The organism is Herbiconiux sp. (genome assembly GCF_023264855.1).
Classification (GTDB): domain Bacteria; phylum Actinomycetota; class Actinomycetes; order Actinomycetales; family Microbacteriaceae; genus Herbiconiux.
In genome coordinates this window covers 41898-65024 of record NZ_JAHFUW010000007.1, presented here as the reverse complement: position 1 = coordinate 65024, position 23127 = coordinate 41898, and the positions used below count along the sequence as shown (strand labels likewise).

General features: G+C 70.5%; 20 protein-coding genes. 7 read left to right on the top strand and 13 right to left on the bottom strand.

Features of this window, described 5'->3' with window-relative positions; genetic code table 11:
• Window positions 1-24: 24 nt before the first annotated feature.
• Complete coding sequence (locus tag Q0D75_RS04620) at window positions 25-1422, bottom strand: FGGY family carbohydrate kinase (RefSeq protein ID WP_291049914.1); 1398 nt, start codon at window positions 1420-1422, stop codon at window positions 25-27.
• 142 nt (window positions 1423-1564) lie between these two features.
• Here Q0D75_RS04620 and Q0D75_RS04615 point away from each other — a divergent pair, with 142 nt between their 5' ends.
• On the top strand, window positions 1565-2545 hold the full coding sequence (locus Q0D75_RS04615) for a ketose-bisphosphate aldolase (protein ID WP_291049912.1): 981 nt from the start codon (window positions 1565-1567) through the stop codon (window positions 2543-2545).
• Between the two features lie 126 nt (window positions 2546-2671).
• Window positions 2672-3808: a methylenetetrahydrofolate reductase C-terminal domain-containing protein gene (locus tag Q0D75_RS04610; RefSeq protein WP_291049911.1), complete on the top strand. Its 1137-nt coding sequence runs from the start codon at window positions 2672-2674 to the stop codon at window positions 3806-3808.
• Here the strand turns inward: Q0D75_RS04610 and Q0D75_RS04605 are convergent.
• The 3 genes from Q0D75_RS04605 to Q0D75_RS04595 form a co-directional block, all read right to left on the bottom strand.
• A complete protein-coding gene (locus tag Q0D75_RS04605) occupies window positions 3798-5438 on the bottom strand; it encodes a glycoside hydrolase family 1 protein (RefSeq protein ID WP_291049909.1) in 1641 nt (546 codons plus the stop codon). The two genes, Q0D75_RS04610 and Q0D75_RS04605, sit on opposite strands and share 11 nt — an antisense overlap.
• Window positions 5435-7441: a beta-glucoside-specific PTS transporter subunit IIABC gene (locus Q0D75_RS04600; protein ID WP_291049907.1), complete on the bottom strand. Its 2007-nt coding sequence runs from the start codon at window positions 7439-7441 to the stop codon at window positions 5435-5437. The genes Q0D75_RS04605 and Q0D75_RS04600 overlap by 4 nt, the downstream gene beginning before the upstream one ends.
• A gap of 112 nt (window positions 7442-7553) precedes the next feature.
• Window positions 7554-8378: a PRD domain-containing protein gene (locus tag Q0D75_RS04595; RefSeq protein ID WP_291049905.1), complete on the bottom strand. Its 825-nt coding sequence runs from the start codon at window positions 8376-8378 to the stop codon at window positions 7554-7556.
• Window positions 8379-8473: 95 nt separating this feature from the next.
• Here Q0D75_RS04595 and Q0D75_RS04590 point away from each other — a divergent pair, with 95 nt between their 5' ends.
• From Q0D75_RS04590 to Q0D75_RS04580, 3 genes are all read left to right on the top strand, one after another.
• The gene (locus tag Q0D75_RS04590) at window positions 8474-9484 is read left to right on the top strand and encodes a Gfo/Idh/MocA family oxidoreductase (RefSeq protein WP_291049903.1); all 1011 of its coding nucleotides are present in this window, start codon (window positions 8474-8476) and stop codon (window positions 9482-9484) included.
• Window positions 9485-9589: 105 nt separating this feature from the next.
• Window positions 9590-9850: an HPr family phosphocarrier protein gene (locus Q0D75_RS04585; protein WP_291049901.1), complete on the top strand. Its 261-nt coding sequence runs from the start codon at window positions 9590-9592 to the stop codon at window positions 9848-9850.
• Window positions 9851-9893: 43 nt separating this feature from the next.
• Window positions 9894-11618, top strand: coding sequence for a thiamine pyrophosphate-binding protein (locus tag Q0D75_RS04580; RefSeq protein ID WP_291049899.1), 1725 nt, complete (start codon window positions 9894-9896; stop codon window positions 11616-11618).
• Window positions 11619-11700: 82 nt separating this feature from the next.
• On the opposite strand, the gene Q0D75_RS04575 is transcribed toward Q0D75_RS04580, so the two are convergent.
• The 8 genes from Q0D75_RS04575 to Q0D75_RS04540 all read right to left on the bottom strand — a co-directional run bounded on the left by Q0D75_RS04575 (window position 11701) and on the right by Q0D75_RS04540 (window position 19627).
• Entirely contained in the window at window positions 11701-12387 is a 687-nt protein-coding gene (locus Q0D75_RS04575; RefSeq protein WP_291049897.1) for a pyridoxamine 5'-phosphate oxidase family protein, read from the bottom strand.
• Entirely contained in the window at window positions 12384-13160 is a 777-nt protein-coding gene (locus tag Q0D75_RS04570) for a creatininase family protein (protein WP_291049896.1), read from the bottom strand. The genes Q0D75_RS04575 and Q0D75_RS04570 overlap by 4 nt, the downstream gene beginning before the upstream one ends.
• Window positions 13157-14488: an FAD-binding oxidoreductase gene (locus tag Q0D75_RS04565; protein WP_291049895.1), complete on the bottom strand. Its 1332-nt coding sequence runs from the start codon at window positions 14486-14488 to the stop codon at window positions 13157-13159. Before Q0D75_RS04565 ends, Q0D75_RS04570 begins: the two co-directional genes overlap by 4 nt.
• A gap of 51 nt (window positions 14489-14539) precedes the next feature.
• On the bottom strand, window positions 14540-15313 hold the full coding sequence (locus tag Q0D75_RS04560; protein ID WP_291049894.1) for an SDR family NAD(P)-dependent oxidoreductase: 774 nt from the start codon (window positions 15311-15313) through the stop codon (window positions 14540-14542).
• 48 nt (window positions 15314-15361) lie between these two features.
• A complete protein-coding gene (locus tag Q0D75_RS04555; protein WP_291049893.1) occupies window positions 15362-16540 on the bottom strand; it encodes an ABC transporter substrate-binding protein in 1179 nt (392 codons plus the stop codon).
• A gap of 98 nt (window positions 16541-16638) precedes the next feature.
• Window positions 16639-17490 carry an ABC transporter permease gene (locus Q0D75_RS04550; protein ID WP_291049892.1) on the bottom strand — a complete coding sequence of 284 codons (852 nt, stop codon included), beginning with the start codon at window positions 17488-17490 and terminating at the stop codon, window positions 16639-16641.
• Window positions 17490-18263: an ABC transporter ATP-binding protein gene (locus tag Q0D75_RS04545; RefSeq protein WP_291049891.1), complete on the bottom strand. Its 774-nt coding sequence runs from the start codon at window positions 18261-18263 to the stop codon at window positions 17490-17492. Before Q0D75_RS04545 ends, Q0D75_RS04550 begins: the two co-directional genes overlap by 1 nt.
• Window positions 18264-18271: 8 nt before the next feature.
• A complete protein-coding gene (locus Q0D75_RS04540) occupies window positions 18272-19627 on the bottom strand; it encodes an amidohydrolase family protein (RefSeq protein ID WP_291049890.1) in 1356 nt (451 codons plus the stop codon).
• A 330-nt stretch (window positions 19628-19957) separates the two neighbouring features.
• Here Q0D75_RS04540 and Q0D75_RS04535 point away from each other — a divergent pair, with 330 nt between their 5' ends.
• Both Q0D75_RS04535 and Q0D75_RS04530 read left to right on the top strand, forming a co-directional pair.
• Window positions 19958-20515, top strand: a complete 558-nt coding sequence (locus Q0D75_RS04535; RefSeq protein WP_291049889.1) for a helix-turn-helix domain-containing protein — start codon at window positions 19958-19960, stop codon at window positions 20513-20515.
• Window positions 20512-21501 carry a PDR/VanB family oxidoreductase gene (locus Q0D75_RS04530; RefSeq protein ID WP_291049888.1) on the top strand — a complete coding sequence of 330 codons (990 nt, stop codon included), beginning with the start codon at window positions 20512-20514 and terminating at the stop codon, window positions 21499-21501. The genes Q0D75_RS04535 and Q0D75_RS04530 overlap by 4 nt, the downstream gene beginning before the upstream one ends.
• Window positions 21502-21751: 250 nt before the next feature.
• Here the strand turns inward: Q0D75_RS04530 and Q0D75_RS04525 are convergent, their stop codons facing one another.
• Window positions 21752-23068: an amidohydrolase family protein gene (locus Q0D75_RS04525; RefSeq protein WP_291049886.1), complete on the bottom strand. Its 1317-nt coding sequence runs from the start codon at window positions 23066-23068 to the stop codon at window positions 21752-21754.
• Between the last annotated feature and the right edge of the window lie 59 nt (window positions 23069-23127).

Here is a 23127-nt window from a genome sequence, read left to right as displayed (position 1 = left end):
AAATGTGTCGCCGCATCGTTATCGTCATGAGGGCGTACCTCCGGCTGCCGGCCCCACGGGAGACAGCAGTTCGACGACGGGATCGATGTCGGCGGGCGGGTAGCACGACGGGTCCCACCACCCGGCCGCGACACCGGCGAGCAGGGCGGCGCCTCGGGAGACCGCCTCCGGCTCGCGGGCCGCGAGCACCGGATGCGTGGCCCGGCGGCGCTTGGCCTCGACCCAGCGTGGCGAGCGCAGGCCTCCGCCGATCAGGATGATCGGGCCTTGCGTGCCGGTGAGCCCGCGGATCGACGCCTCGCCCTGCGCGGCGAGCAGCGCGTAGCCCTCGAGTACCGAGACCCAGGCGCCGACCGGGTCGGACAGGTCGAGTGCGGGGGGCAGGATCCCCGACTCGAGACGGGCGATGGCCGAGGCCGAGACGGGCTCGACCTGGTCGCGCCGCGTCGCGGCGTTCTCGAGTTCGAGGCGGTCCGATCCCAGTGATTGTAGGAGAGTCGCCAGACCCATGCCGGGACGCAGGGTCTCCCAGAGCAGCATCAGGCGGTCGGTTCCGGGCCAGCGAGACACCGTGATGTGGCCGTCTCCGGAGCCGGCGATCTCGGGATGGAACGCGCGATCCGGCCCGGGCGTCCAGGCGGCGACGATCGGCTCTCCGGTGCCCATCGAATCGATCACCTCGTTCGGAGTGCCGCCCGCTCCGAGCACGCCGACCGGATGATCGTGGCCCGCGATGGTGACGACGGCGCCGACGGGTATACCCGACCAGCGGGACCCCTCGCCGTGCACGGTACCGACGGGGGTGCCGGCCACGAACGGCTCGGTCCAGACCGCGTCGCTCACGCCGGCCACGGCGAGCACGTCGGCGTCGTAGCTGCCGGAATAGGGATCGTAGGCGCCACTCGTGGCCGCGAGCGAGGCCTCCTGGCCGAACCCGCCGGTGAGCCGCCAGGCGACGAGCCCGGCCACACCGAGCCAGGTGCCCTCCAGCTCGGCTCCCCGTGCGCCCAGCCAGCCGAGCTTCGCGATGCTCGTGACGGTGCGGCCCTCCCGGCCGGTCTTGCTGCGGATGCCCGCGTCGCCGAAGGCCGTCCGGAGTGCCTCGACGACCTCTTCGCCGCGCTTGTCGTGCCAGGCGATCAGGGGCAGTGCGCCCGGCCCGTCCGGGGTGACCAGGGTGCCGGTCTCTCCCATGCTCGCGATGCCCACCGCACGCACCTCGGAGAGCCGCGATCCCAGTGATTGCACGGCTTCCCGAACCGCGGAGAGGAAAGCGCCGGCCGTCATCTCGACGCCGTCGGGGGTGGTGCGGAACGGCGTGAGGGCACTCCCGATGGCCACGGATCGCCCCTGGGGGTCGATGAGGTTGGCCTTGATGCGCGAGGTGCCGATGTCGATACCCAGCAGCAGGGGAATGGTCATTCTGACGCGTCTCCTTCGACGGCGATGGTGCCTGATGACTCGGTACGCTAGCATCGTCACAGACATTCTGTCTATCGTTGTCAGAAAGATCGGCCAGATCCGGTCCGGCGACGTGCAGCTTCCACACGAAGGAGTAGGAACAGTGGCACTCATCACATTGCGTCAGGCGCTCGACGCGGCTCGCGAGGGCGGATACGGCGTCGGGGCGTTCAATGTCACCGATCTCGTGCAGGCCGAAGCGGTGCTCGACGCGGCCCGGGCGACCAAGTCCCCGGTCATCGTGCAGACGATCGTCGGGGCCTCCGCGCATCGCAGCGACGAGTTCTTCTGGAAGGCGCTGCGCAACGGCATCGACGACTACCCCGACGTGCCCGTCGTGCTGCACCTGGATCACGGGCCGAGCTACGAGGACTGCGTGCGCGCCATCGAGGCCGGCTTCACGAGCGTGATGATCGACGGCAGCCTCGCCGCCGACCGCATGACGCACTCCACCTTCGAGGAGAACGTCGCGATCACCAAGAAGACCACCGACTACGCGCACGCCCGCGGTGTCTCCGTCGAAGGCGAGCTCGGAACCATCGGCGGCTCGGAAGACGGCGGTGCCCACAAGGAGATCGTTCTCGCCGACCCCGACGAGGCCGCCGCCTTCGTCGAAGCGACGGACGTGGATGCTCTGGCGGTGGCCATCGGCACCTCCCACGGCGCGTACAAGTTCACCAGCCCGCCCGACGGCTCGGTGCTGCACATGGACCTCATCGTCGAGATCGCCTCGCGTGTTCCCGACACCCACCTGGTGATGCACGGCTCGTCGTCCCTGCCGGCAGATCTCCGAGCGGTGATCAACGCGCACGGGGGCACGCTGCCGGAGTCGTGGGGTGTGCCCGAGGCCGAGAAGGCGCGCTCGACCAAACTCGGCGTGCGCAAGATCAACCAGGGCATGGACTCGCACATGGCCTTCGCCGCCGCGGTGCGCAGCTACCTCGCGGAGGACGGGATCAACGTCGACCCGGCGCTCTACGAGAAGCGCGGCCGTGCGGCGATGCAGGCGATCGTCGCCGAGCGCATGGAGGTCTTCGGCCAGGCGGGTCAGGCCTGGAGGCACGAACTCGTCACGGCGAACTGAGCGGAGCGACCACCGGATGTCGCGCCCGGCCTGAACCCCGGCGCGCGACATCCGCAGCACCCAGGCGCCCGCAAAGAAGACTCGACGCGAAATCTCGCTGACACACCCCGCCGCTACCATGTGCGGATGAACGTCACCGCCTCCGAGCGCGCCGGCTGCCCCAAGCACATGGAGTACGGGCCGTGCGGGGGCGTCGACTTCGACGGCACCTGCGAGGTGGGCGACTTCCGCTGCGTGTTCCTCGAGACCCCGACCGTGCGCTGGCACGGGATCGCACCGAACCTGCTGTCGCCCGAGCTCCACTCGGTGGCGCGGACGGGCGAGCGCCCCGCCACCCACTCCGGCGCCTCGGTCGAGGTGCACCACCTCGGCGATGCGCACGAGTTCCCGGTTGCGCCGCACGGGGGCGCCGCCGCCATGCGCGCGAGGATGGCGGCCGGGCCCGTGGTGATCGCCGACTTCCCGGGCCGATCCGTCGACCGCGCCTCGCTGCGGGACTGCGCCCAGGCGCTCGCCGGCCGGGCAGATGCGACGCTCGCCGGCGACTCCGGGCGCAGTCGCGTGCAGTTCTCGCCCAGCTACCGCGCGCATCTCATCCAGGAGGCCGGCCTGCCGGTGTGGTCCGGGCTGAACGCCCGCGACCGCAATCGCGTCGCCCTCGAGGGCGAGCTCGCGGGCCTGGCCGAGGTGGGCGTGGCCGGCGTGCACTGCGTGACGGGCGACCACACCGCCACGGGCGACCGGCCGGATGCTCTGCCCGTCTTCGATCTGGACTCCACCCAGATCGCCGCCCTCGCCCGTCAGTCCGGCCATCTCGTGTCGGTGGGCGAGTCGCCCACCACGCCGCCGCAGCAGAAGAGAGCGGCCCGCCTGCACGAGAAGGTGCTGGCAGGCGCCGACCTCTGCTTCGTCAATCACGCGGGCGGTGTCGAGCCGGTGCGCCGGTTCATCGACGAGGTGCGCGAGCTCGGCGTCTCGCCCGGCTTCATCCCGTGCGTACCGATGGTGGTCGACGCCGGCAGCGCCGGGCTGTTGAAGACGTTCACCACGCTCGTGCTGCCCGAGGGCTACCTCGACCGCATCCTGCACGCCGCCGATCCGTTCGCCGAAGGCATGGATGCCGTCACCCGGCTCTGCGAGCAGCTGCTCGAGGTCGACGGGGTGGTGGGTGTGAACCTCTCGGGAGGGGCGGCGGCCGGCGCCGAAGTCGCCTTCGCGGATGCGATGGGACGGGTCGCCGACCGCCTGGGCCTCAGGCCGTAGGCACCGCGGGAGCAGCAGCCGGCGCGGGCGCGGGCGGCACCGGGCCGTCCAGCACGGCCCCGTTCGAGGACACCAGCTCCTGGTACCAGAAGAAGCTGTCCTTGCGCACGCGGTCGTAGCTGCCGTGGCCGGCGTCGTCCGCGTCGACGTAGATCACGCCGTACCGCTTGGTCATCTGCGAGGTCGAGGCGCTCACGATGTCCAGGCCGCCCCACGCCGTGTACCCCATGAGCTGCACGCCGTCGGCGATCGCCTCGCGCACCTGGCGCAGGTGCTGCACGAAGTAGTCGATGCGGTAGTCGTCGTGCACGCGACGGGTGTCGGATGCTCCGGTGGCGGCATCCGGAGCGGAACCCTCCAGCACATCCGTGGCCCCGAGACCGTTCTCCACGATGAACAGCGGCACCTGGTAGCGGTCCCACAGGTCGTTCAGCACGTACCGCAGGCCCTCCGGATCGAAGTGCCAGCCCCACTCGGTGGTGGGCAGGTGCGGGTTCTTGATGGTGCTGAACAGATTGCCGCCGGTGGCCCCGTACTTCTCGGGCGAGACCGACGAGACCAGGCTCATGTAGTAGCTGAACGAGAGGAAGCCGACGGTGTTCGCCGCCAGCAACTCCTCGTCGCCCGGCTCCATGACCACCCGGATGCCCTGGTCGCGCCAGAAGCGGCGCACCGTTCCCGAGTAGCGGCCGCGCACCTGCACATCGGTGTGGAACAGGTTCAGGTTGTTGTCGAACTGCGCCTTCACGATGTCGGCCGGGTCGCTGGAGGCGGGGTAGTGCGCCATCCGCGCGAGCATGCAGCCCACCTGCGCGTCGGGATCCAGCTGGTGCACCAGCCGCACGGCCAGCGCGCTCGCCACGAACTGGTGGTGCAGCGCCTGGTAGCCGGCCTGGCGCGGGTCGACACCGGGCGCCGGCTCGCGCTCGATCACCCCGCCGCCCGTGTAGGGCTCGATGATGGTCGTGTTGATCTCGTTGAACGTCAGCCAGTAGCGCACGAGACCGCGGTAGCGCGTCACGAGCGTGCGGGCGTAGCGCTCGAAGAAGCCCACCACCGCGCGGTTCGTCCAGCCGCCGTACTCGGTCACGAGGTGCAGCGGCATCTCGTAGTGCGACATCGTGACGACCGGTTCGATGCCCTTCTCGCGCAGCCGCGTGAAGAGGCGCTCGTAGAACAGCAGGCCCTCCTCGTTGGGCTCCGCGTCGTCGCCGTTCGGGAAGATGCGCGACCAGGCGATCGACATCCGCAGCGCCTTCAGGCCGAGCTCGGCGAAGAGATCGACGTCGCCCTCCCAGTGGTGGTAGAAGTCGCTGGCCGAGCGTTTGGGGTAGCGGGCCGAGCCCGGGGTGGCGACCGCCTCGGCGATCGTCGCATCCGTCGCCTTCATCAGCGCGCTGATGTCGACGTAGTCACGAGCGGTGCGGAAGGGGATGACGTCGGCCTGCGAGAGGCCCTTGCCGCCCTGGTCGAAGCCGCCCTCGACCTGGTTGGCGGCGAAGGCCGTTCCCCAGAGGAAGCCCTCGGGGAACGGGCCGGTGGCGCCGGCCGGGCTGGGGTCGGTGGCGATGGAGGCGGAGCCGCCGGCGACGGTGCCGCTTGGGGTGGTGGTGGTGTCGTCGGCGGTCATACGGCGGCTCCCTCGGTGGTGCGGGCGGCGCGGGTCACGCGGATGAGCGCGTCGCCGGAGCGCACCGGCCCAGTGGTGCCGGGGTCGACCGCGTAGTCGCCGGAGTTGGTGATCACGATCACGGTCAGGGTGTCGTTCGTCGTGGCGATCGCGGCGAGGTCGACGTCGAGCGGCAGGTCGCCGGTGGAGACCCGGTCGCCGACGGCCACGTGCGAGGTGAAGCCCGCGCCCTTCAGGTTGACGGTGTCCAGGCCCACGTGGATGAGCACCTCGACGCCCGAGTCGCTGCGCACGGCGACGGCGTGCTTGGTGGGGAACACCGTCACGACCTCGCCGTCGACGGGCGAGGTGACCCGGCCGTCGGTGGGGCGGATCGCGGTGCCGTCACCGACGATGCGCTTGGAGAAGGTGGCGTCGGGCACGTCGTCGAGCGACACGAGCTCGCCGGTCATGGGGGAGGAGACGATCTCGCCGAGGACGGTGCCGGTGGGGACGGGGAGGGTTCCGGATGCTGCGCGGGCGGTCGAACCGGAGACCGCGGCCGTGGCATCCGTCGTCGCCGCGACCGGGGCAGCCGCAGCGGCCGGCGCGTTTTCGGCGGTGCGCGCCAGGATCGACTCGTCGATGCCGAGGATCATCGACACCACGGTCGACACGATGAACGCCACCACGATGCCGACGATCGCCCACACGAAGGTCTCGCCGACGAGGCCGGGGAGGCCCGGGAGTCCGCCGTTGCCGGCGAGCACGTAGGCCTTGACGCCGAGGCCGAGCGAGATCGCCCCGCCCACGCCGGCGCCCGCCATCGATGCGATCAGCGGCCGGCGCAGCGGCAGCGCGAGACCGTAGAGGGCGGGCTCGGTGACGCCCATCAGTGCGGTGAAGGTGGTGGAGAGCGAGAGCGCCTTGACCTGCTTGTTCCTCGCGCGGAGGAACACGCCGAACACGGCGCCGGCGGTGGCGAAGGTCTGCACGTAGGTGAGCGGCAGGAACTTGTCGTAGCCGAGCGTGGCCAGGTTCTGCAGGATGAACGGCACCAGCGTGTAGTGCATGCCGGTCATGATGATCAGCGGCAGCAGCGCCCCGATCACGAAGCCCGCGGGCGCCCCGCCGTTGTCGAGGGCCCAGTTGATGCCGCCGGCGACGCCGTTGCCGATGAAGGTGCCGAGCGGGCCGAGGGCGATCAGGGTGATCGGGGCCACGATGACGAGCGTGAGCATCGGCACGAAGGTGAGCTTGAGGAAGCTCGGGATGATCGCGGTGAAGCCCCGCTCCACCCACGACATCAGGTACACGCCGAGCAGCACCGGGATGACCGAGTACGAGTACGTCACCGCCGTCACCGGGATGCCGAACAGGGCCACCGGGTCACCGGCGCCGAGCAGCGTGCCGAGGGCCGGGTAGACCAGGATCGCGCCGAGCGAGCCGGCGACGTAGGGGTTCGCGCCGAGCTTGCGCGCGGCCGAGATGGCCACGATGACGGGCAGGAAGAAGAACACCGCATCCGCGATGGCCGAGAAGATCAGGAAGGTCTGCGAGGTGGGGTCGACCCAGCCGAAGGCGTTGATCAGGGCGAGCACACCCTTCAGCAGACCCGCGCCGGCGATGGCGGGCAGGATCGGCGCGAAGGTGCCCGAGATGAAGTCGAGGAAGCGGGCGAAGGTGCGCTTGGCCAGGTTGCCGTCGGCTTTCGCGTCGGACCCGGCTCCGGATGCTGCGCCTGCGCCCGATCCGTCGACCGTCTCGGCGCTGGCCAGGCGCGGCAGCTCGGCCACGATGGCGCGGTACACGTCGGGGACGTCGTTGCCGACGATCACCTGGTACTGCGTGCCGGCGTCGTTCACGCCCATCACGGGCGCGATCGCCTGGAGCGCGCCCTGGTCGGCCTTGGCGTTGTCCTTCAGGCCGAAGCGCAGTCGGGTGACGCAGTGGTAGAGGGAGGCGATGTTCTCGTCGCCGCCGACCGCCGCGATGATCGCGGCGGCGTCTTTCTGGTACTTCATGGAACTCTCCGATGAGTAGAGAATCCCGGGCTTCACGCGGAGGGTCCTGACGCGGCTTCGGATTCGGTGGTGGGGTGTGGGATGTGGGGTGGTGCGGGTTCGTGGTGCGGGTCTAGAGGAAGTTCGCGATGTGCAGGCCGATGTAGACCTTCTCCGAGGCGCTCATGGCGTGCCCGTGGCTGCGCATCACGAAGGCATCGACCTTGTCGACGCTCGCGAACGCATCCGGTTTCTGCTCGCGCAGGATGCGCAGCAGTTCGGCGTCGTCGCGCTGCACGGTCTCGCCGAGCAGCACGCGCTGGGCGAAGAAGCGCAGGTGGGTGACGAAGCGGAGGTAGGCGGGGCTGTCCTCCTCGTAGTCGAGCCCGTAGTGCAGGCGCACGATCTCGAGGATGGCGTGGGTGAGCTCCATCAGGCGGGCCGCGCTGTCGGCCGCCCCGCCGACCTGCGCGTTGATGACGTGCAGCGCGATGCTGATCGCCTCCTCGGGCGGCAGCTCGACCTCGAGGCGGTCGTTCAGCTCGGTCACGGCGCTCTTCGCGAAGGCGTACTCGGTAGGGTAGAAGCGGCGCACCTCGACGGCCAGGGGCACGGTGAACTCGCCGCCCTCGCGGGCGCGCTGCACGGCGAAGCTCAGGTGATCGGCGAGCGAGGCGTAGAGGCTGTCGCTGATCTTCGACGACAGCTCGGCGCGTGCCCGGGTGACCAGGTCGGCGGTGGCCGACAGGATCTCGGCCGGGATGGAGCCCACGATGCTCGCGAAGTGGCGGCTGGCCGCGTCGTCATCGAGCCGGAAGACCTTCTCGATCAGCGACTCGTCGATGCTCTCGCCGGGCTTGGAATGAAATCCGAGGCCCTTGCCGAAGACGATGACCTCTTGCAGCGAGTCGTCGAGAGCGTCGACCACGCTGTTGTTCAGTACCCGCCGTACGATCACTTCTGCCACTCCTAGGAACACGATCGGCGGCCTCGTCGTCGAGTGCCGCTACGGTGTTGCCTGCAGATGCAGTGACAAGCCACAGGGATACTAACATGACCACTCCGACCTCCGCCCCGACGCCGTCCGGCTCGACGGATCCGATCCGCTGGGGCATCCTCGGTGCCGGAAAGATCGCCTCGGCCTTCGTCGGCGACCTGACCTCCGCCGGGCACACCGTCGCCGCCGTGGGGGCCCGCTCCGGCGACTCGGCCCGGGCCTTCGCCGACCGCTTCGGCATCCCGCACGCGCACGGCGGCTACGACGCGCTGCTGGCGGACGACACGGTCGACGTGGTCTACATCGCCACCCCGCAGGGCCTGCACGAGGAGCACGCGGGGATGGTGTTCGCGGCCGGCAAGGCGGCGCTGATCGAGAAGTCGTTCACGGTCGACGGAGCGAGCGCGCGGCGGGTCGCGGATGCCGCCCGGACCGCCGGGGTGTTCGCGATGGAGGCGATGTGGACGCGCTTCCTGCCGCCCATGGTGGAGCTGCGGCGGGCGATCGACGACGGCAGCATCGGCGAGCTGCGCTCGGTCGACACCGGGCACTACCAGGCCATCCGTCCGCAGCCCGGGAGCCGCCACCTCGACCCTGACCTCGGGGGCGGCGCCCTGATCGACCTCGGCGTCTACGGCGTCTCGTTCGCCGTGCAGCTGCTCGGGGCGCCGACCTCGATCGAGGCGGTCGGCGACATCCTGCCGAGCGGTGTCGACGGCGACGCGACGGTCCTGATGCGGCACGAGCGCGGCTATTCCAGCACCCGGTTCTCGATGCAGCAGGCGGGGCCGAGCCGGGCCGCCGTGATCGGCTCCGAGGGGTACCTCGAGCTCGACCCGTACTGGTTCACCTGGACCTCGCTCAGCCGGCACAGCGGCGGCCGCCCCTCGGTCGAGCTCGAGCGGTTCGACGCCGGACCGACCCCTCGCGGCCTGCACTTCCAGGCCGCCGAGGTCGAGAGGTGCCTCCGCGCCGGGCTGACCGAGAGCCCCGTGATGCCGCTGGAGGAGAGCGTCGTGGTGATGCAGACCCTCGATCGCATCCGGGAGCGGCTGCACGCGAGCTGATTTGACAGCCGCCGCATCGCGCGGTGGACTAGGGGCCGAAACAGGATTGTTACCACGTCCGGGCAAAACCTGAGGTCGTCCCCCCACCCTTTCAGGAGTCATGCCATGCCCGAACGCCGTTTCACCGTCACCGCCCCCTCCGGCCTGCACGCCCGCCCCGTGGGCATCATGGTCAAGGCGGTCACCGAGAGCGGGCACGCCGTGACCATCGGGCGTCCGGATGCGACGGCCGTCGACGCGCGCAGCATCCTGGCCGTGCTCGGCCTCGGCTTCGGCCAGGGCGACGAGGTCGTGCTGCATTCGGACGACGAGTCGGCCGACGCCTTCCTCGGCGAGCTCGCCGAGACGCTCGCCGCCGCGGAGTAGTCGCCGCCGGGGGCAGCGGGCCCCGAGATGGCATGCTGGTCGCATGAGTGACCAGACACAATCCGGAAGCCCCACCCCCGCCAGCCCGACACCCACCACCGTGACCGTCGGCCAGTACCTCGCCACCCGCCTGGTGCAGCTCGGCGCCGACCACGTGTTCGGCCTGCCGGGCGACTTCAACCTCAGTCTGCTCGACCAGATGGTGACCGTTCCCGGTTTCCACTGGACGGGCTCCACCAACGAGCTGAACGCCGCCTATGCGGCCGACGGTTACGCGCGATTGCGCCGCGGCATCGGCGCGCTCGTGACCACCTTCGGGGTGGGTGAGCTCTCGGCCATCAACGGCGTGGCGGGCAGCTTCTCCGAAGACGTGCCGGTGGTGCAGATCACCGGGATGCCGTCCACCGCGGCCCGCGCGCAGGGGCTGCACCTTCACCACACGCTGATCGACGGCGACTACGAGCACTTCTTCCGTGCCTACCGCGAGGTGACCGCCTCGGCCACGATCGTGCGCCTCGCCACCGCCACGCGCGACATCGACGCCGCGCTGATGACGGCGCTGCGCGAGTCGAAGCCGGTGTACCTCGGAATCCCGTCCGACGTGGCGGTCGCGCCCGTGCACGCGGCGAACCTGCGCACGCCCCTGGTGGCGGCCTCCAGCGACGCCGCCGAGCTCGCCCGCTTCACGGCGGCGCTCGCCGAGGCCGTGGCCGCGCAGTCGCGGGTCACGATGCTCGTGGGGCCGCAGGTGCACCGCCGGCGTCTCGAGCCGCTCATCCGGTCGATCGCCGATCACGACGGGGTGTACCTGGCCTCGCAGAACATGTCGAAGGCCATCCTCGACGAGTCGCACCCGGCGTCGCTCGGTACCTACATGGGTGCGTTCACGCGGGTCGACGCGGCCCGCGAGGCCGTCGATTCGGCGCCGTTGCTGGTGCTGGCCGGCACGGTGATGAGCGACTTCCTGACCGGCTTCTTCACGCAGCGCTTCGATGAGGATGCCGCGATCGAGCTCGGGCTGACCTCGGCGCGGATCGCCGACACGACCTTCTACGACGTGCGCCTGGAGGATTCCCTCCGGGCGCTGCACGCGGTCCTCGGGGAGTCGTCCCGGCCGGCGGTCTCGCCGGTCGGGCATCCGGATGTCCCGTCCGCCGCCTCGCCCGTGGCCGGTGAGCCCTTGTCCCAGGAGTATTTCTGGGGCGCGATCCAGGACTGGCTGCAGCCGGGGACGACCGTGATCGCGGATGCGGGCACCTCGTTCTACGGGGCGCTCGACCTCGTGCTGCCCGACGAGTCGGCGCTGCTCGGGCAGCCCGTGTGGTCGTCGATCGGCTACACGATCCCGGCGACGCTCGGAGCCTGCGTGGCCGACCCGTCACGCCGGGCGGTGCTGTTCGTCGGCGACGGAGCGGCGCAGCTGACCGTGCAGGAGCTGGCCACGGTGCTGCATCGCGGCTACACGCCGGTGATCTTCCTGCTGAACAACGACGGCTACACGGTCGAGCGCAAGATCCAGAGCCCGGCGGCGGTGTACCAAGACATCACGCCCTGGGACTGGACCCTCATCCCGGCGGCCTTCGGTGCGGCCGACCGGGTGGTGACAGCGAAGGCCTCCACCCAGGATGAGCTGGCGGCGGCGCTGGAGGTGGCGCATGCCACGACCGACCGATCGGTCTTCATCGAGGTGTGCCTCCCGGAGCGCGACTCTCCACGCCTGCTCACGGTGCTCACCGAGGCCATCGCCGCTGCGGCCGCGAAGCACTGACCCCCGCCCGGCCTCGGCGACTTGCGGGTTTGTGCTCTGATTCCGCAGGAATAGAGCACAAACCCGCACGTCAGTAAGGGGCTCAGCCGGGGAGGAGGGTGCGGGTCCAGGGGGCGCCGGGGGTGGCCTCGGGGCGGGTGAACTCGGTGCGGCGGCCCGCCGTGTCGGGGCGACCCTCCCAGAAGGTGAGGCGGATCGGGGTCACCCGGTAGCCGACCCAGGTGTCGGGCGGGGTGAGCGTGCCCTCCGGATGCTCGGCATCGAACGCGGCCCAGCGGGCGATGCGCTCGGCCAGCGGGAGGGCCGCGAACTCCGGCGTGTTCAGCCAGGCCAGGATCTGCAGGTAGCGCGAGCGCCGGGCGTACACGCGCTCGGCCTCCTCGGCGGGCGCGATGCTCGCGTCTCCCTGGATCACCAGCTGGCGCCCGGGGCCGAGCAGGGTGAGAGCGGCCCGCGGCGACGCCGTGCCGACGATCTTGCGCGAGCGGGAGTCGGTGTGGAAGAAGAAGCCGCTCTCGTCGTATTCGCTGAGCAGCACGGTGCGCGCATCCGGGTATCCGTCGACGCCGAGGGTCGAGAGGGTCATCGTGGGGCGCACCGGGTCGTCGTTCCGCGGCAGCCAGTCGGGCAGGATACGGTCGGGCGTCGCGTTGTCGGGGATCTGCACCGGACTCGTGGCGGTGGCGCCGGGCAGGCCGGGCGGCGGCACCGCGCCCGAGGTCTGGCCCTGCATGGATCGGGGAGCGCCGGTCTCGGACGAGTCGCTCACGCCGCCCCGCCCGCGGCGTCGAAGCGGGCGATCTCGGCGAAGGCGGCGACCGAGTCGGCGACCGCCGCATCGAACAACTCGGCGCCGTAGGCGGCCGTTGCGCCGGTCGGGTCGCCGAGTGTGCCGTTGGTGGCGAAGTCGTTGGAGAGCCAGCCGAAGGTGACCCGCTTCTTGAAGCCGATGTGCTCGTAGCCGGCGAGATGCTCCGGCACGCTGCGCTCGGCGAGCGAGAGATCGACCAGCTCGGGCCGCAGGTGCAGCACCAGCGAGGTCTCGGCGTGACCGGCGTGGATGCCGAGACCGAGCTCTTCGGGCCCGTCGTGCGCGCCGGCGGGCACGGTGGCGCCCATCAGGAAGGTCTGCAGCCCGAAGCGGCGGCGCAGCTCGCGGCAGGCCACCTGCAGCAGTGCCAGGTTGCCGCCGTGCCCGTTGAAGAACACGAGCTTGCGGGCGGGGGTCGCGGCGATGGAGTTGCCGAGTTCGACGACGGTCTGCATCAGCGTGTCCCAGCTGATCCACATCGTGCCGGATGCCCAGTGGTGCTCGTCGGACTTGGTGTAGGCGAGGGTCGGCAGGATCCAGACGTCGTGGCCCTCGGCGGCCGCCTGCTCGACGGCGGCGTTCGCGACGCTGTCGGCGATCAGGTAGTCGGTCATCAGAGGCAGATGCGGACCGTGGTGCTCGATGGCGCCGGTGGGGAGCACGATGACGGAGTCGTCGGACAGCGCAGCCGTGGCCGCCGTGCCGGACAGCTCGACTAGACGGCGGCTCATGCGCGCTTCTCCGGGCCGAGCAGGGCGCCCTCGGGCGGAAGCTTGCCGGGGTTCAGGAGGCCGTCGGGATCGGTGTCCGCGGCCAGGGCGCGCGTGCGCTCCACCTGGTGGTCGACGAACCACTGGTGCGGGCTGTGGTAGCCGACGTCGATGGCGAGCAGGCGTTCGAAGCCCTCGTAGACGGCCTCGGGGCTGACGTAGGGTGCCGCGAGCATACCGATCGGGTAGTCGCGCTGGGCCTCGATGTGCAGCAGGCCGCCGGGGTAGACGGCGTGCACCTCGTCGAGCCGGTCGACGAGCGCGTCGCCCGAGACCTCGACGTGGAACCAGCTCTCGTCGGGAACCGACTTCTGCAGCCACTCGATCGGGTGATTGTAGGAGAGCATCGAGATCTTCACCGTGGACTGCGGGCCCTCGCGCACCTCTTCGACCCGGCCGCCGGCGCCCTCGACGAGAGCGGTGGCCGCCTCGATCGTGGCGGCGTCGAGGATGGCGCGCAGCGACGCGCGCCCCTTCGGGATGGCATCGTCGGCGGGCAAAGCATCCGCGATCCGGGGCAGGTCGGCCGAGACCAGCCGGGGGGTGGGCTCGAGCCATCCGACCTGGCGCAGGATCGACGTGGCCTGCTCGAAGGTGGGGAAGCTGGCGTAGAAGCCGCGCCAGTCCTGCATCGGCTCGAGTGCGATGGTGGCTCGGGCGATGATGCCCGCGGTGCCGTAGGTGTGCACGAACGGCTGCGCCTCGGCGCCCTCGACGTGCACCAGTTCGGGCACGGGGGAGGCGTAGACCACGTCGAGCGCGAGCACGTAGTCGCCGCTCATGTTCGAGCCGTGCTTGATGGAGCCGGTGCCGCCGGAGCCGCCCGACAGAAAACCGCCGATGGAGGACTGCGCGGTGGACGGGTACATCAGGATCTGCTGCCCGCTCTCCCGCGCCGCCTGCTCGATCGTGACCATGGGCGTTCCGGCTTCGGCGGTGAGCCAGCCGTCACCCACCTCGGTGACCGCGCGGGCCTTGGACATGTCGAGCACGAGCCCGCCCTCCAGCGGGATGGCCTGCCCGTAGTTGCCCGTGCCCTTGCCGCGCGGCGTCACGGAGACGCCATGGCGCACGGCGGCCGCGACGACCTGGGCGATCTGTTCGGCGTTCGTGGGGAACGCGACGATGTCGGCGAGGCCGAGCGGCAGCTGCTCGGCGAGGATGGGGGACATCTTCGCCCCGTCGACCGAGGCCTTCTCGCGCCCGCGCAGTTCGGTGCTGACGCCTCGCTCTCCCAGGATACCGGCGAGTTCGGCGGCGAGGGCGGTGATGTCTTCAGGGCTGGTCATGCGGCGGATCCTTTGGCGCGGTAGAGCGGATGTGAGAGAAGGCGGGGCTGCTCAGGACATGAGCATCCCGCCGGTGACGTTGAGGGCCTGCCCGGTCATGTAGTCCGAGTCGGCCGAGGCGAGGAACGCGGCGACGCCGGCCACGTCGGCCGGGTCGGCCAGCCGCCCGAGCGGCGAGTACGACGACCACTCGGCCACGTCGTCCGCGGTGCGGGTGTCGGCGCCCATCTCGGTGAGCACGTAGCCCGGGCAGATGCAGTTGGCGGTGATCCCGGATGCGCCGAGTTCGAGCGCGGTCACCCGGGTCAGGGCGATCACGGCCGACTTGGACGCGGCGTAGTGCCCCTGGCCCGCTCCGCCGGTCTTGCCGGCCATGCTGGCCATGTTGACGACCTTGCCGCCGGTGCCGGCCGCGATCATCGAGCGGGCGGCGAGCTGGGTGGTGATCAGCATCGCCGTGGTGTTGATGGCGAACATCGTCTCCCACTCCTGCACCGTGATCTCCAGCAGCGGTGCGAAGCGCAGGATGCCCGCGTTGTTCACGAGCACGTCGATTCCGCCGAGCTTCTCGAGCGCTGTGCCGAAGGCGTCTTCGGTGTTCGCCTGGTCGCCCAGGTCGACCGGCACGAAGTGGCAGCCGATCTCCTGGGCGAAGGCGGAACCCTGCTCGGCCAGACGGTCGAGCACCACCACCTCGGCGCCCTCGGCGGTGCAGCGCCGGGCGATGGCGGCGCCGATCCCACGCGCCCCACCCGTGACGAGCATCCGCGTGCCCTCGAGTCGTCGACTCGGAGCGCGCTGCTCCGTCACGGATGGGAGCGTCATGGTCTCAGCTGCTTTCTGTTCGCGGTGGAGGGGCCGGTGCTCGGTCGGCTACTTCAGGCCGATGGAGGTGTCGATGAACTCGTTGGTGTAGATGTCGTCCACCGCGAGCCCGTCGGACGGGGGAGTGCCGAGACCCGAGAAGATCGGCACGACCGTGTCGAAGAAGGTCCCCATGCGCTTGTCGTCGAAGTCGCCGATGGTGTCGTTCGGGCCGTTGCCCACGATGCCCTCGTCGATCATCGTCTTCACCGAGTAGTCGGCCACGCCCTGAGAGTAGACCCAGCCGGTGTCGAACTTCTCGACCAGGTCGAGGATCATCGTGTTGACCGGCGCCGGGTCGGCGAAGTAGTCGACCTCCGCCTGCTGCAGCACGGGCACGAGCGCCTTGAGGCAGTCGCTGTCGGCAGCCAGGTCGTCCGTGCGCACCGCCATCGCCGACTGGTACGCCTCGTAGCCGGTGTCGTTGATGAGCTGGTACGCGACCGGCTTCATCCAGTCGGCGACCTCGTTCTCGTAGATGTAGGGCTCGGCCGAGGCGAAGCCCTGCTGGGCGTCTTTTCCGCCCGAGGCGATGAAGCTGGCGGGGGTTCCGTCGTAGCTGCCGTCGGCCTGCGCGGTGGGGATGATGTTCGTGGTGTTGAGGTACTCCATGTACGCCGATCCGCCGAAGTAGCGCACCACGGCGCCGGCCTTCACGACGTCTTCGATGGTCTTCGCGTCGGGGTAGGTCTCCGGATCCCACATCACCATCAGCGGGCTGATGTCAAGCGGCGCGAACACGGCCGTGGTGGGCATGTCGGCCGAGAGCAGCACGGCCTCGTCGGTGGTGACGTAGCCGAGCATGATGTCGGGGTCGGTGTACATCTGGCTGGAGACGGTCTGGAAGCCGATCGCCGGCCCGCCGGAGCGGATCTCGACGTCGACGCCGGTGTACTCGCCGGCCGAGTAGAGCGGGCCGGAGACGAGCTTGTTGTCCGAGTCGATCACGGGGTCGGGACCGAGCAGCTGGTACAGGTGACCGTGCTCCGACTCGGGGTTCCAGTCGGTCTGGATGACGACCTTCGCCGGACAGCCGGCTGCCGCGAGGTCGACCGAGCCGATGGTGAGATCGGCGGATGCCGTGGATCCGTCGCTCGCCGAGGATCCGCTGCTGCAGGCGGCGAGGGCGAGGGCGGTGGTGGCCACGAGGCCGGTGGTGAGGATGAGCCGTGTTCGGGTGCTGCGCATGTCTACTCCTTGTGTCTGTGGTGCAGGGAGGGATGGTGCGGTGGTGCGGTGGAACGCTGTGGGCCGGCAGGGCCGGCGGGGGATAGGCCGGCGGGGGATCAGCTGGCGGAGAAGTCGTACCATTTGCCGACGACCCGCTTGCCGAGCCAGCCGAAGAGGATGAAGATCAGCACGCCGAACAGCGAAGCCGTGATGATGGCGGCGAAGAGTTCGGCCGACTGCACCCGGGACTGGTAGTTCGAGATGAGCGACCCGAGACCCGGCTCGCCGCGGCGGAAGAAGTAGTCGCCCACGATCGCGCCGACCACGGCGAGACCGGCGGAGATCCGCATGCCCGCGAAGATGGCGGGCAGGGCGGCCGGGAACTCGAGCTTGGTGAGCACCGTCCAGCGGGACGCCTTCTGCAGCTGGAACAGCTCGCGCTGGCCCTTGTCGACCGACTGCAGCCCGAACAGGGTGTTCGACACCATCGGGAACAACGCGATCATCACGCAGACGATGATGCGGGCCGGGTAGTCGAAGCCGAACCAGAAGCCGATCAGCGGCACCAGGGCGAGGATCGGGATGCACTGCAGGATGACGGCGTAGGGGAACGTCGAGCGCTCGATCCAGCGCGCCTGGCTCATCGCGATGGCCCAGCCGATGCCGATGATCATCGCGATCGCGAGGCCCACCAGGGCCACCACGGCGGTGCGGCCGAGCGCCACCATGATGTCGCTGAACACGTCGGGCTGGAAGAAGGCCTCGGTGAACACCTCGTGAGGGGGCGGCAGCAGGAAGCGGCGCTTGTCGTCGAGCACCACGTAGGAGACGAGGTACCAGATGGCGATGATGCCGAGGGCCACCAGCACCGGCGGCACCCAGGTGGCCGACTTCTTCTTGGTCGGAGTGACCGTGGCCGGCCGCATCAGCGTGCGGTTCTTCGGGGGAGCGGGAGGTGTCGTCGTCATCAGTGGTGACCTTCTCGGAGAGCGTGGGAGACCTGGCCGCAGAGTTCGGCGAACTCGGCGGTGAAGCGGATCTCGGGGTCGCGGGGGAACGGGAACTCCACCGGGAACTCGTCGACGATCTTGCCGGGGCGGCCCGACATGACGACCACCTTGGTGGAGAGGTAGACCGCCTCCGACACGGAGTGGGTGATGAACAGGCCGGCGAACTGCTGCTCGGTGAAGAGCTTGATCAGCTCGTCGTTCAGGCGCTCGCGGGTGATCTCGTCGAGGGCGCCGAACGGCTCGTCGAACAGGAACAGCTCGGGGTCGAGCGTGAGCGAGCGCGCCAGCGAGGTGCGCATCTTCATGCCGCCGGAGAGCGTGCGGGGCAGGTGCTTCTCGAAGCCGGTGAGCCCCACCAGGTCGATCGCTTCCTTGGCGGTCTTCTGCCGTTCCTTCTTCGGCTTGCCGTTCAGCTCGGCGAGCAGCTCGACGTTCGACTGCACGTCGCGCCACGGGAGGAGCGTCGCATCCTGGAACACGTAGCCGATGCGGCTGGTGTCGACCTGCGTCGTGCCCTCCGTGGCCGGGGTGAGGCCGGAGGCGATCCGGAGCAGCGTCGACTTGCCGCAGCCGGAGGGGCCGACGACGGTGACGAACTCGCCGCGGTTGACGGTCAGGGACACTCCGGAGAGCGCCGTGGTGCCGTTCGGGAACGTCATCGCGACGTCGTCGAAATGCAGCAGCTGGTCGGTCGTGGTCGTGGGAGCGACAGGCGGGGTGGCGATGGACATGGAGCTTCTCACCTCGTTTCGAGAATGGGATCGGGGGCGGGGGCGGACGGGGTTTGCTGAGTGATGCTCACCGTAGGAGCACCCTCCGACATCGAGGAGGCTGCGGGGAGGGCGATCTGCCGCCGCACCTCGCTCTGGGCGACGAGGCGGCCCTCGTGCACGACGTACCGGTCGGCGGGCGCGTTGGCGATGACGTCCGAGAGGCTGCCGCCGCGCACGGCCAGCAGCTCCGCCTTCGCGCCCACCGCGACGCCTGCCGCGGGGAGGCTCATCACCGAACGTGCCCCGTCGGACACGGCGGCATAGGCCTCGTCGAGCGTGAGGTGCCCGGCGGTCACCAGCAGCGAAGCCGTCTCCAGCGCGTCGCTGCGGCCGACCGGGTTGAAGGGGTCGCGCACGTTGTCGGCGCCCGCACCCAGGCGAACGCCCGCGTCGAGCAGGGCGCGCACGGCGGTGAGACCGCGAGGCGTGGAGACCGGATGCTCCCAACCCTGCAGATAGAGGTTCGTGATCGGCAGCGTCACCACGCCGATGTTGCTCAGCACCATCTCGCGGATGACCGCGTCGAGCTCGACCGGCTCGAGGGTGCCCAGGCGCACGCAGTGCCCGGCGGTGACGGGGCGGCTCGCGGGCCAGTCGCGCACCACCTCGGCGAGGGTGTGCATCGTCACGGCGCCGTGCAGGCTCTCGTCGGTGTGCATGTCGACACCGCGGGAGCGGCGCTCGGCGATCGCCAGCAGCCGGCGCAGATCGGCGTCGGGGTCGTCGGCCAGGTGCGGGGCGCCGCCCACGAGCTCGACGCCGAGGTCGAGGGCCTCGTGGATGTGCGCATCCGGAACCGTGGGGCCGGCGAGGGCGGTGAGCTCGATGTCGACGATCCCGCGCAGCTCGTCGCGCACCCGCAGCAAGGCCTGCACCCCGCGCATCGGCTGGTCGCCCTGCAGGATGTCGACGTGGCAGCGGATGGCGGTGGTGCCGTTCTGCAGCATCGCCAGTGCCTGGCTGCGGGCCCGGTCGGCGATGCTGTCGACGGTCATCACGGCGCTGTAGCGCTTCCAGGAGTCGATCGCGAGGCCGAGGTCGCCCATCGGGGGGTCGATCAGATCCCAGGAGAGCGCCTTGTCCAGGTGGGCGTGCGGCTCGGCGGGGGCGGTGAGCAGCAGGAAGCCGTCGAGGTCGAGAGTGTCGGCGGCGGCTCCGGATGCCGCGTCGGCGGTCGTCGCCGTGGCAGAGGTGCCCGCATCCGTCGACCCGGCGGGCCGCACCGAGCGCACGAGGGATCCCGACAGCTCCACGTCGACGATCGAACCGTCGGCGAGCCGCGCGTTCCGCAGGTGCCGGAGGGGGCGGGGAAGCGTGGTCATCGATCGTCTCCCCACAGGAATCCTGGGCGCGGTGGCCCGAGTGATGATCATCACGTCGTCGGGGTGATCGGTGCCGGCGGACGCCGGTCGGATGTTGATGGCTTCAACATGGGCCACGCTACGGACGGCGCGTTTCCAGCACGTAACGCAAAGATTTCCGAATGTAAATTGCCGCTCGAGCCGATTTCGCGCCCCGTACAGTTCGTGGTTACTGTCTGTATCGAACGCGGTGCCGACCGCTGTCCCCTCCGCTGTCTTCACCGCCGTCCCACCTCGTCCCGAAAGGGGTTCGCCATCACCTCCGGAAGCGTCGTCCTCGACGAGCAGACCGTGCGCCTGGGCGCGCGCATCCGCTCGTTCCGGCAGGCGCGCGGGCTGACGCTGGTCGAACTGGCCCGCCTGGCGGGGTTGTCGCATCCGTTCCTCAGCCAGCTCGAGCGCGGTCAGGCCCGCCCGAGCATGGTGTCGCTGGAGCGGATCGCCCGGGCGCTCGGCTCCAGCCAGATCGAGCTGATCGCCGCCGCCACCGACGACCTGGTTCCCGGCAACGGCGGCGCCCGGGTGTCGATGGTGCGCCGGATGGAGGGGCCGCAGGGACCCTTCGGCGGGGGCGAGGCGCGCATCCTCGTGCACGGCGACGTGCCGTTCGTGCCGATGGAGTTCCGCGGCCGCAACCGAACGCTGGGCGAGTTCTACCGGCACGACGAGGCGGAGTTCCTGCACGTGGTGCGCGGCGCGGTGCTCGTGGATCTCGGCGACGAGGGCACCTTCGAGCTCGAAGCCGGCGACTCGATCCACTACGCCGGCGGCACGCTGCACCGGTGGTGCTCGCGAGGCGAGGGCGAATACCAGTTGTTCATCGTGAAAGAGCGGAGGGAGGGCGCATGAGTGCTGCTGCTTCTGCCGGTTCCGGCGCCTCGGCGCTCGCCGAGATCGATGCGGTCGTCGCATCCGCCTCCGTCATCGCCGAAGACGTGGTGTTGCTCGAGTTGCGAGCGGTCGACGGATCGCTGCTGCCGGCCTGGACGCCGGGCGCCCACCTCGACGTGGTGGTGCAGCCGGGCGTCGAACGGCAGTACTCGCTCTGCGGCGACCCCGCCGACCGCAGCCGCTACCTGGTGGCGGTGCTGCGCGAGCCCGACGGGCGGGGCGGATCGGAGCACCTGCACGCCCACATCACTGCGGGGTCCGCGCTGCGGCTGCGGGGCCCGCTCAACCACTTCGCACTGGTGCCGCCCACGCCCTCGACCCGGTACCGGTTCATCGCCGGCGGGATCGGGATCACGCCCATCCTGCCGATGATCCGGGCCGCGGAGGCCGCCGGAGCATCCTGGACCCTCGACTACGCCGGCCGTTCGCTGGAGCGGATGCCCTTCGTCGACGAGCTCGTGCGGGAGTACGGCGACCGCGTGACGGTGCACACGCCGGATGCCGGACGCCGGCTGGACCTGTCCGTCCTCGACGCCGAGGACGCCCTCGTCTACTGCTGCGGGCCGGCACGGATGCTGACCGCGCTCGAAGCACGCGCCACGGAGGCCGGATGGCCGTCGGGCACGCTGCACCTGGAGCGCTTCGAGGCGCGCGAGGTCACCGAGCCCGTGCGGCACGAGTCGTTCGAGGTGGAGCTCGAACTCACCGGGGTGACGCTGGAGGTGCCGCCGGACCGCTCGATCCTCGACGTGGTCGAGGAGGCCGGCGTGCTCGTGCTCTCCTCGTGCCGCGAAGGCACCTGCGGCACCTGCGAGACCCCCGTGGTCTCGGGCGAGGTCGACCATCGCGACTCGGTGCTCACCCCCGACGAGCAGGAGGCGAACGAGGTCATGATGATCTGCGTCTCCCGCGCCGCCTGCCCAAGGCTGGTGCTGGAGCTCTAGAGCGACCCGAAGGTCTCCGCGGGAATCACAGTTTTCGCTCCACCCGAGAGCTGAGCACTCGACGTCTCAGGCCGTACTCGACGTCCCAAGGTGATCGTGTGGCCGGAGGGTGCGAGCGAAGCCCGCGCCCTCCGACCGCGCGATCACATATCGCGCGGCGCCGGGCAGGGACCGGCGCCGCGCGATGACGCCGAGCGAAGCCCGGCGCCACCGGCAACAAACACAGCCGGTGTTCGCAGAGACACTCCCGTCACCCCCGTCGAGCCACAAGAAGCCCGCTGAGCCCCGCTGCCAGCACCCGCTCGTCGTGCGCCACCAGCCGGTAGTCGCGGACTACCACCTTCCCGGCTACCACCACGTGCTTGGGGCGGCGGCCGGGGGAGGCCCAGAGCAGGCCGGCGACGGGGTCGGCCACGCCGGCGTCGGCTACGCCGGAGACGTCCCAGACGCAGAGGTCGGCGGCGGCGCCGGGGCGCAGGGTGCCCAGTTCGGGGCGGCCGAGGCCGAGGGCCGATCCCTCGGTGGCCATGGAGAGGATGCGGCGGGCCGGGATGGGGGGACCGACCAGGGGAGCGACCTGCATCGCCAGGCGGGCATCCGCCAGCAGGTGACCGGCGTCGTTGCTGCCGCCGCCGCTGGTGCCGAGTCCGACCGGGATGCCGGCATCCTGGAGCGCCGCCACCGGGGCGATGCCCCAGCCCATCGGCAGGTCGCAGCCGGGCGCGTGCGTGGCGGTGACACCGCGGGCCGCGAGCAACGCGATCTCCTCGGGGGTGACGGCGCACAGGTGGGCCAGGGTCACGTCGTCGGCCAGCCAGCCCCACTCGTCGAGGAGGTCGATCGGGCGACGGCCGTACTTCTCGAGGGCGATGGCCACGTCGACCTGCTCGTTCGCCTGGGTGCGGCGGCGCAGTCCGCGGGCGAGGGCGACCTCGCCCAGCAGCCGGAAGGTCTCCTCGCTGTCGCTGTGCACGCCGGCGGGACCGACCGCGAGCTGCAGCATCCCATCGGCGGTCACGCCTCCGCTCGCACCGGGCACGATGGCCTCGGCGATCGCGTCGGCCGAAGCCGCCGCTTCTTCGGGGTCGTCGCGGGCCGAGCCGCGCACGAAGGCGAGGCGCCCTCCGAGTTCCCGTGCCGCGGCGGCGGTGGCCTCGGCGATGCCGACGGTGTCGGAACCGGCAGGCCAGGTGAGGTGGTGGTCGGCCACCATCGTGACCCCGCTGAGCAGTCCTTCGGCCACCCCCACGAGGGCCGCGGTGTGCGCGAGCTCGGGATCGATGCCGATCGCGGCATATTCGGCCGCCATCCGGGGCAGCCACTCGTGCATCGGCACACCGCGCGTGCCGGGCAGGGTGCGGAACGCGCTCTGCAGCAGGTGGTGGTGCGCGTTCACCAGTCCTGGGGTGACGACGCAGCCCGAGGCGTCGAGGCGCTCGATCGACTCGCCGGCGGCGGGCCCGGCGTCCGGGGCCCCGACCGTGTCGGTCAGACGCAGCTCGGAGCCGGGGCCGGACTCGGTCTCGGCGTCGACGAAGATGCGATGGGCGTCGTGGATGATGAGCATGAGCATTTTCTAACACGCTCATGTGTCAGGCTCATGACGGACCGGATCGAAGAGAGGGG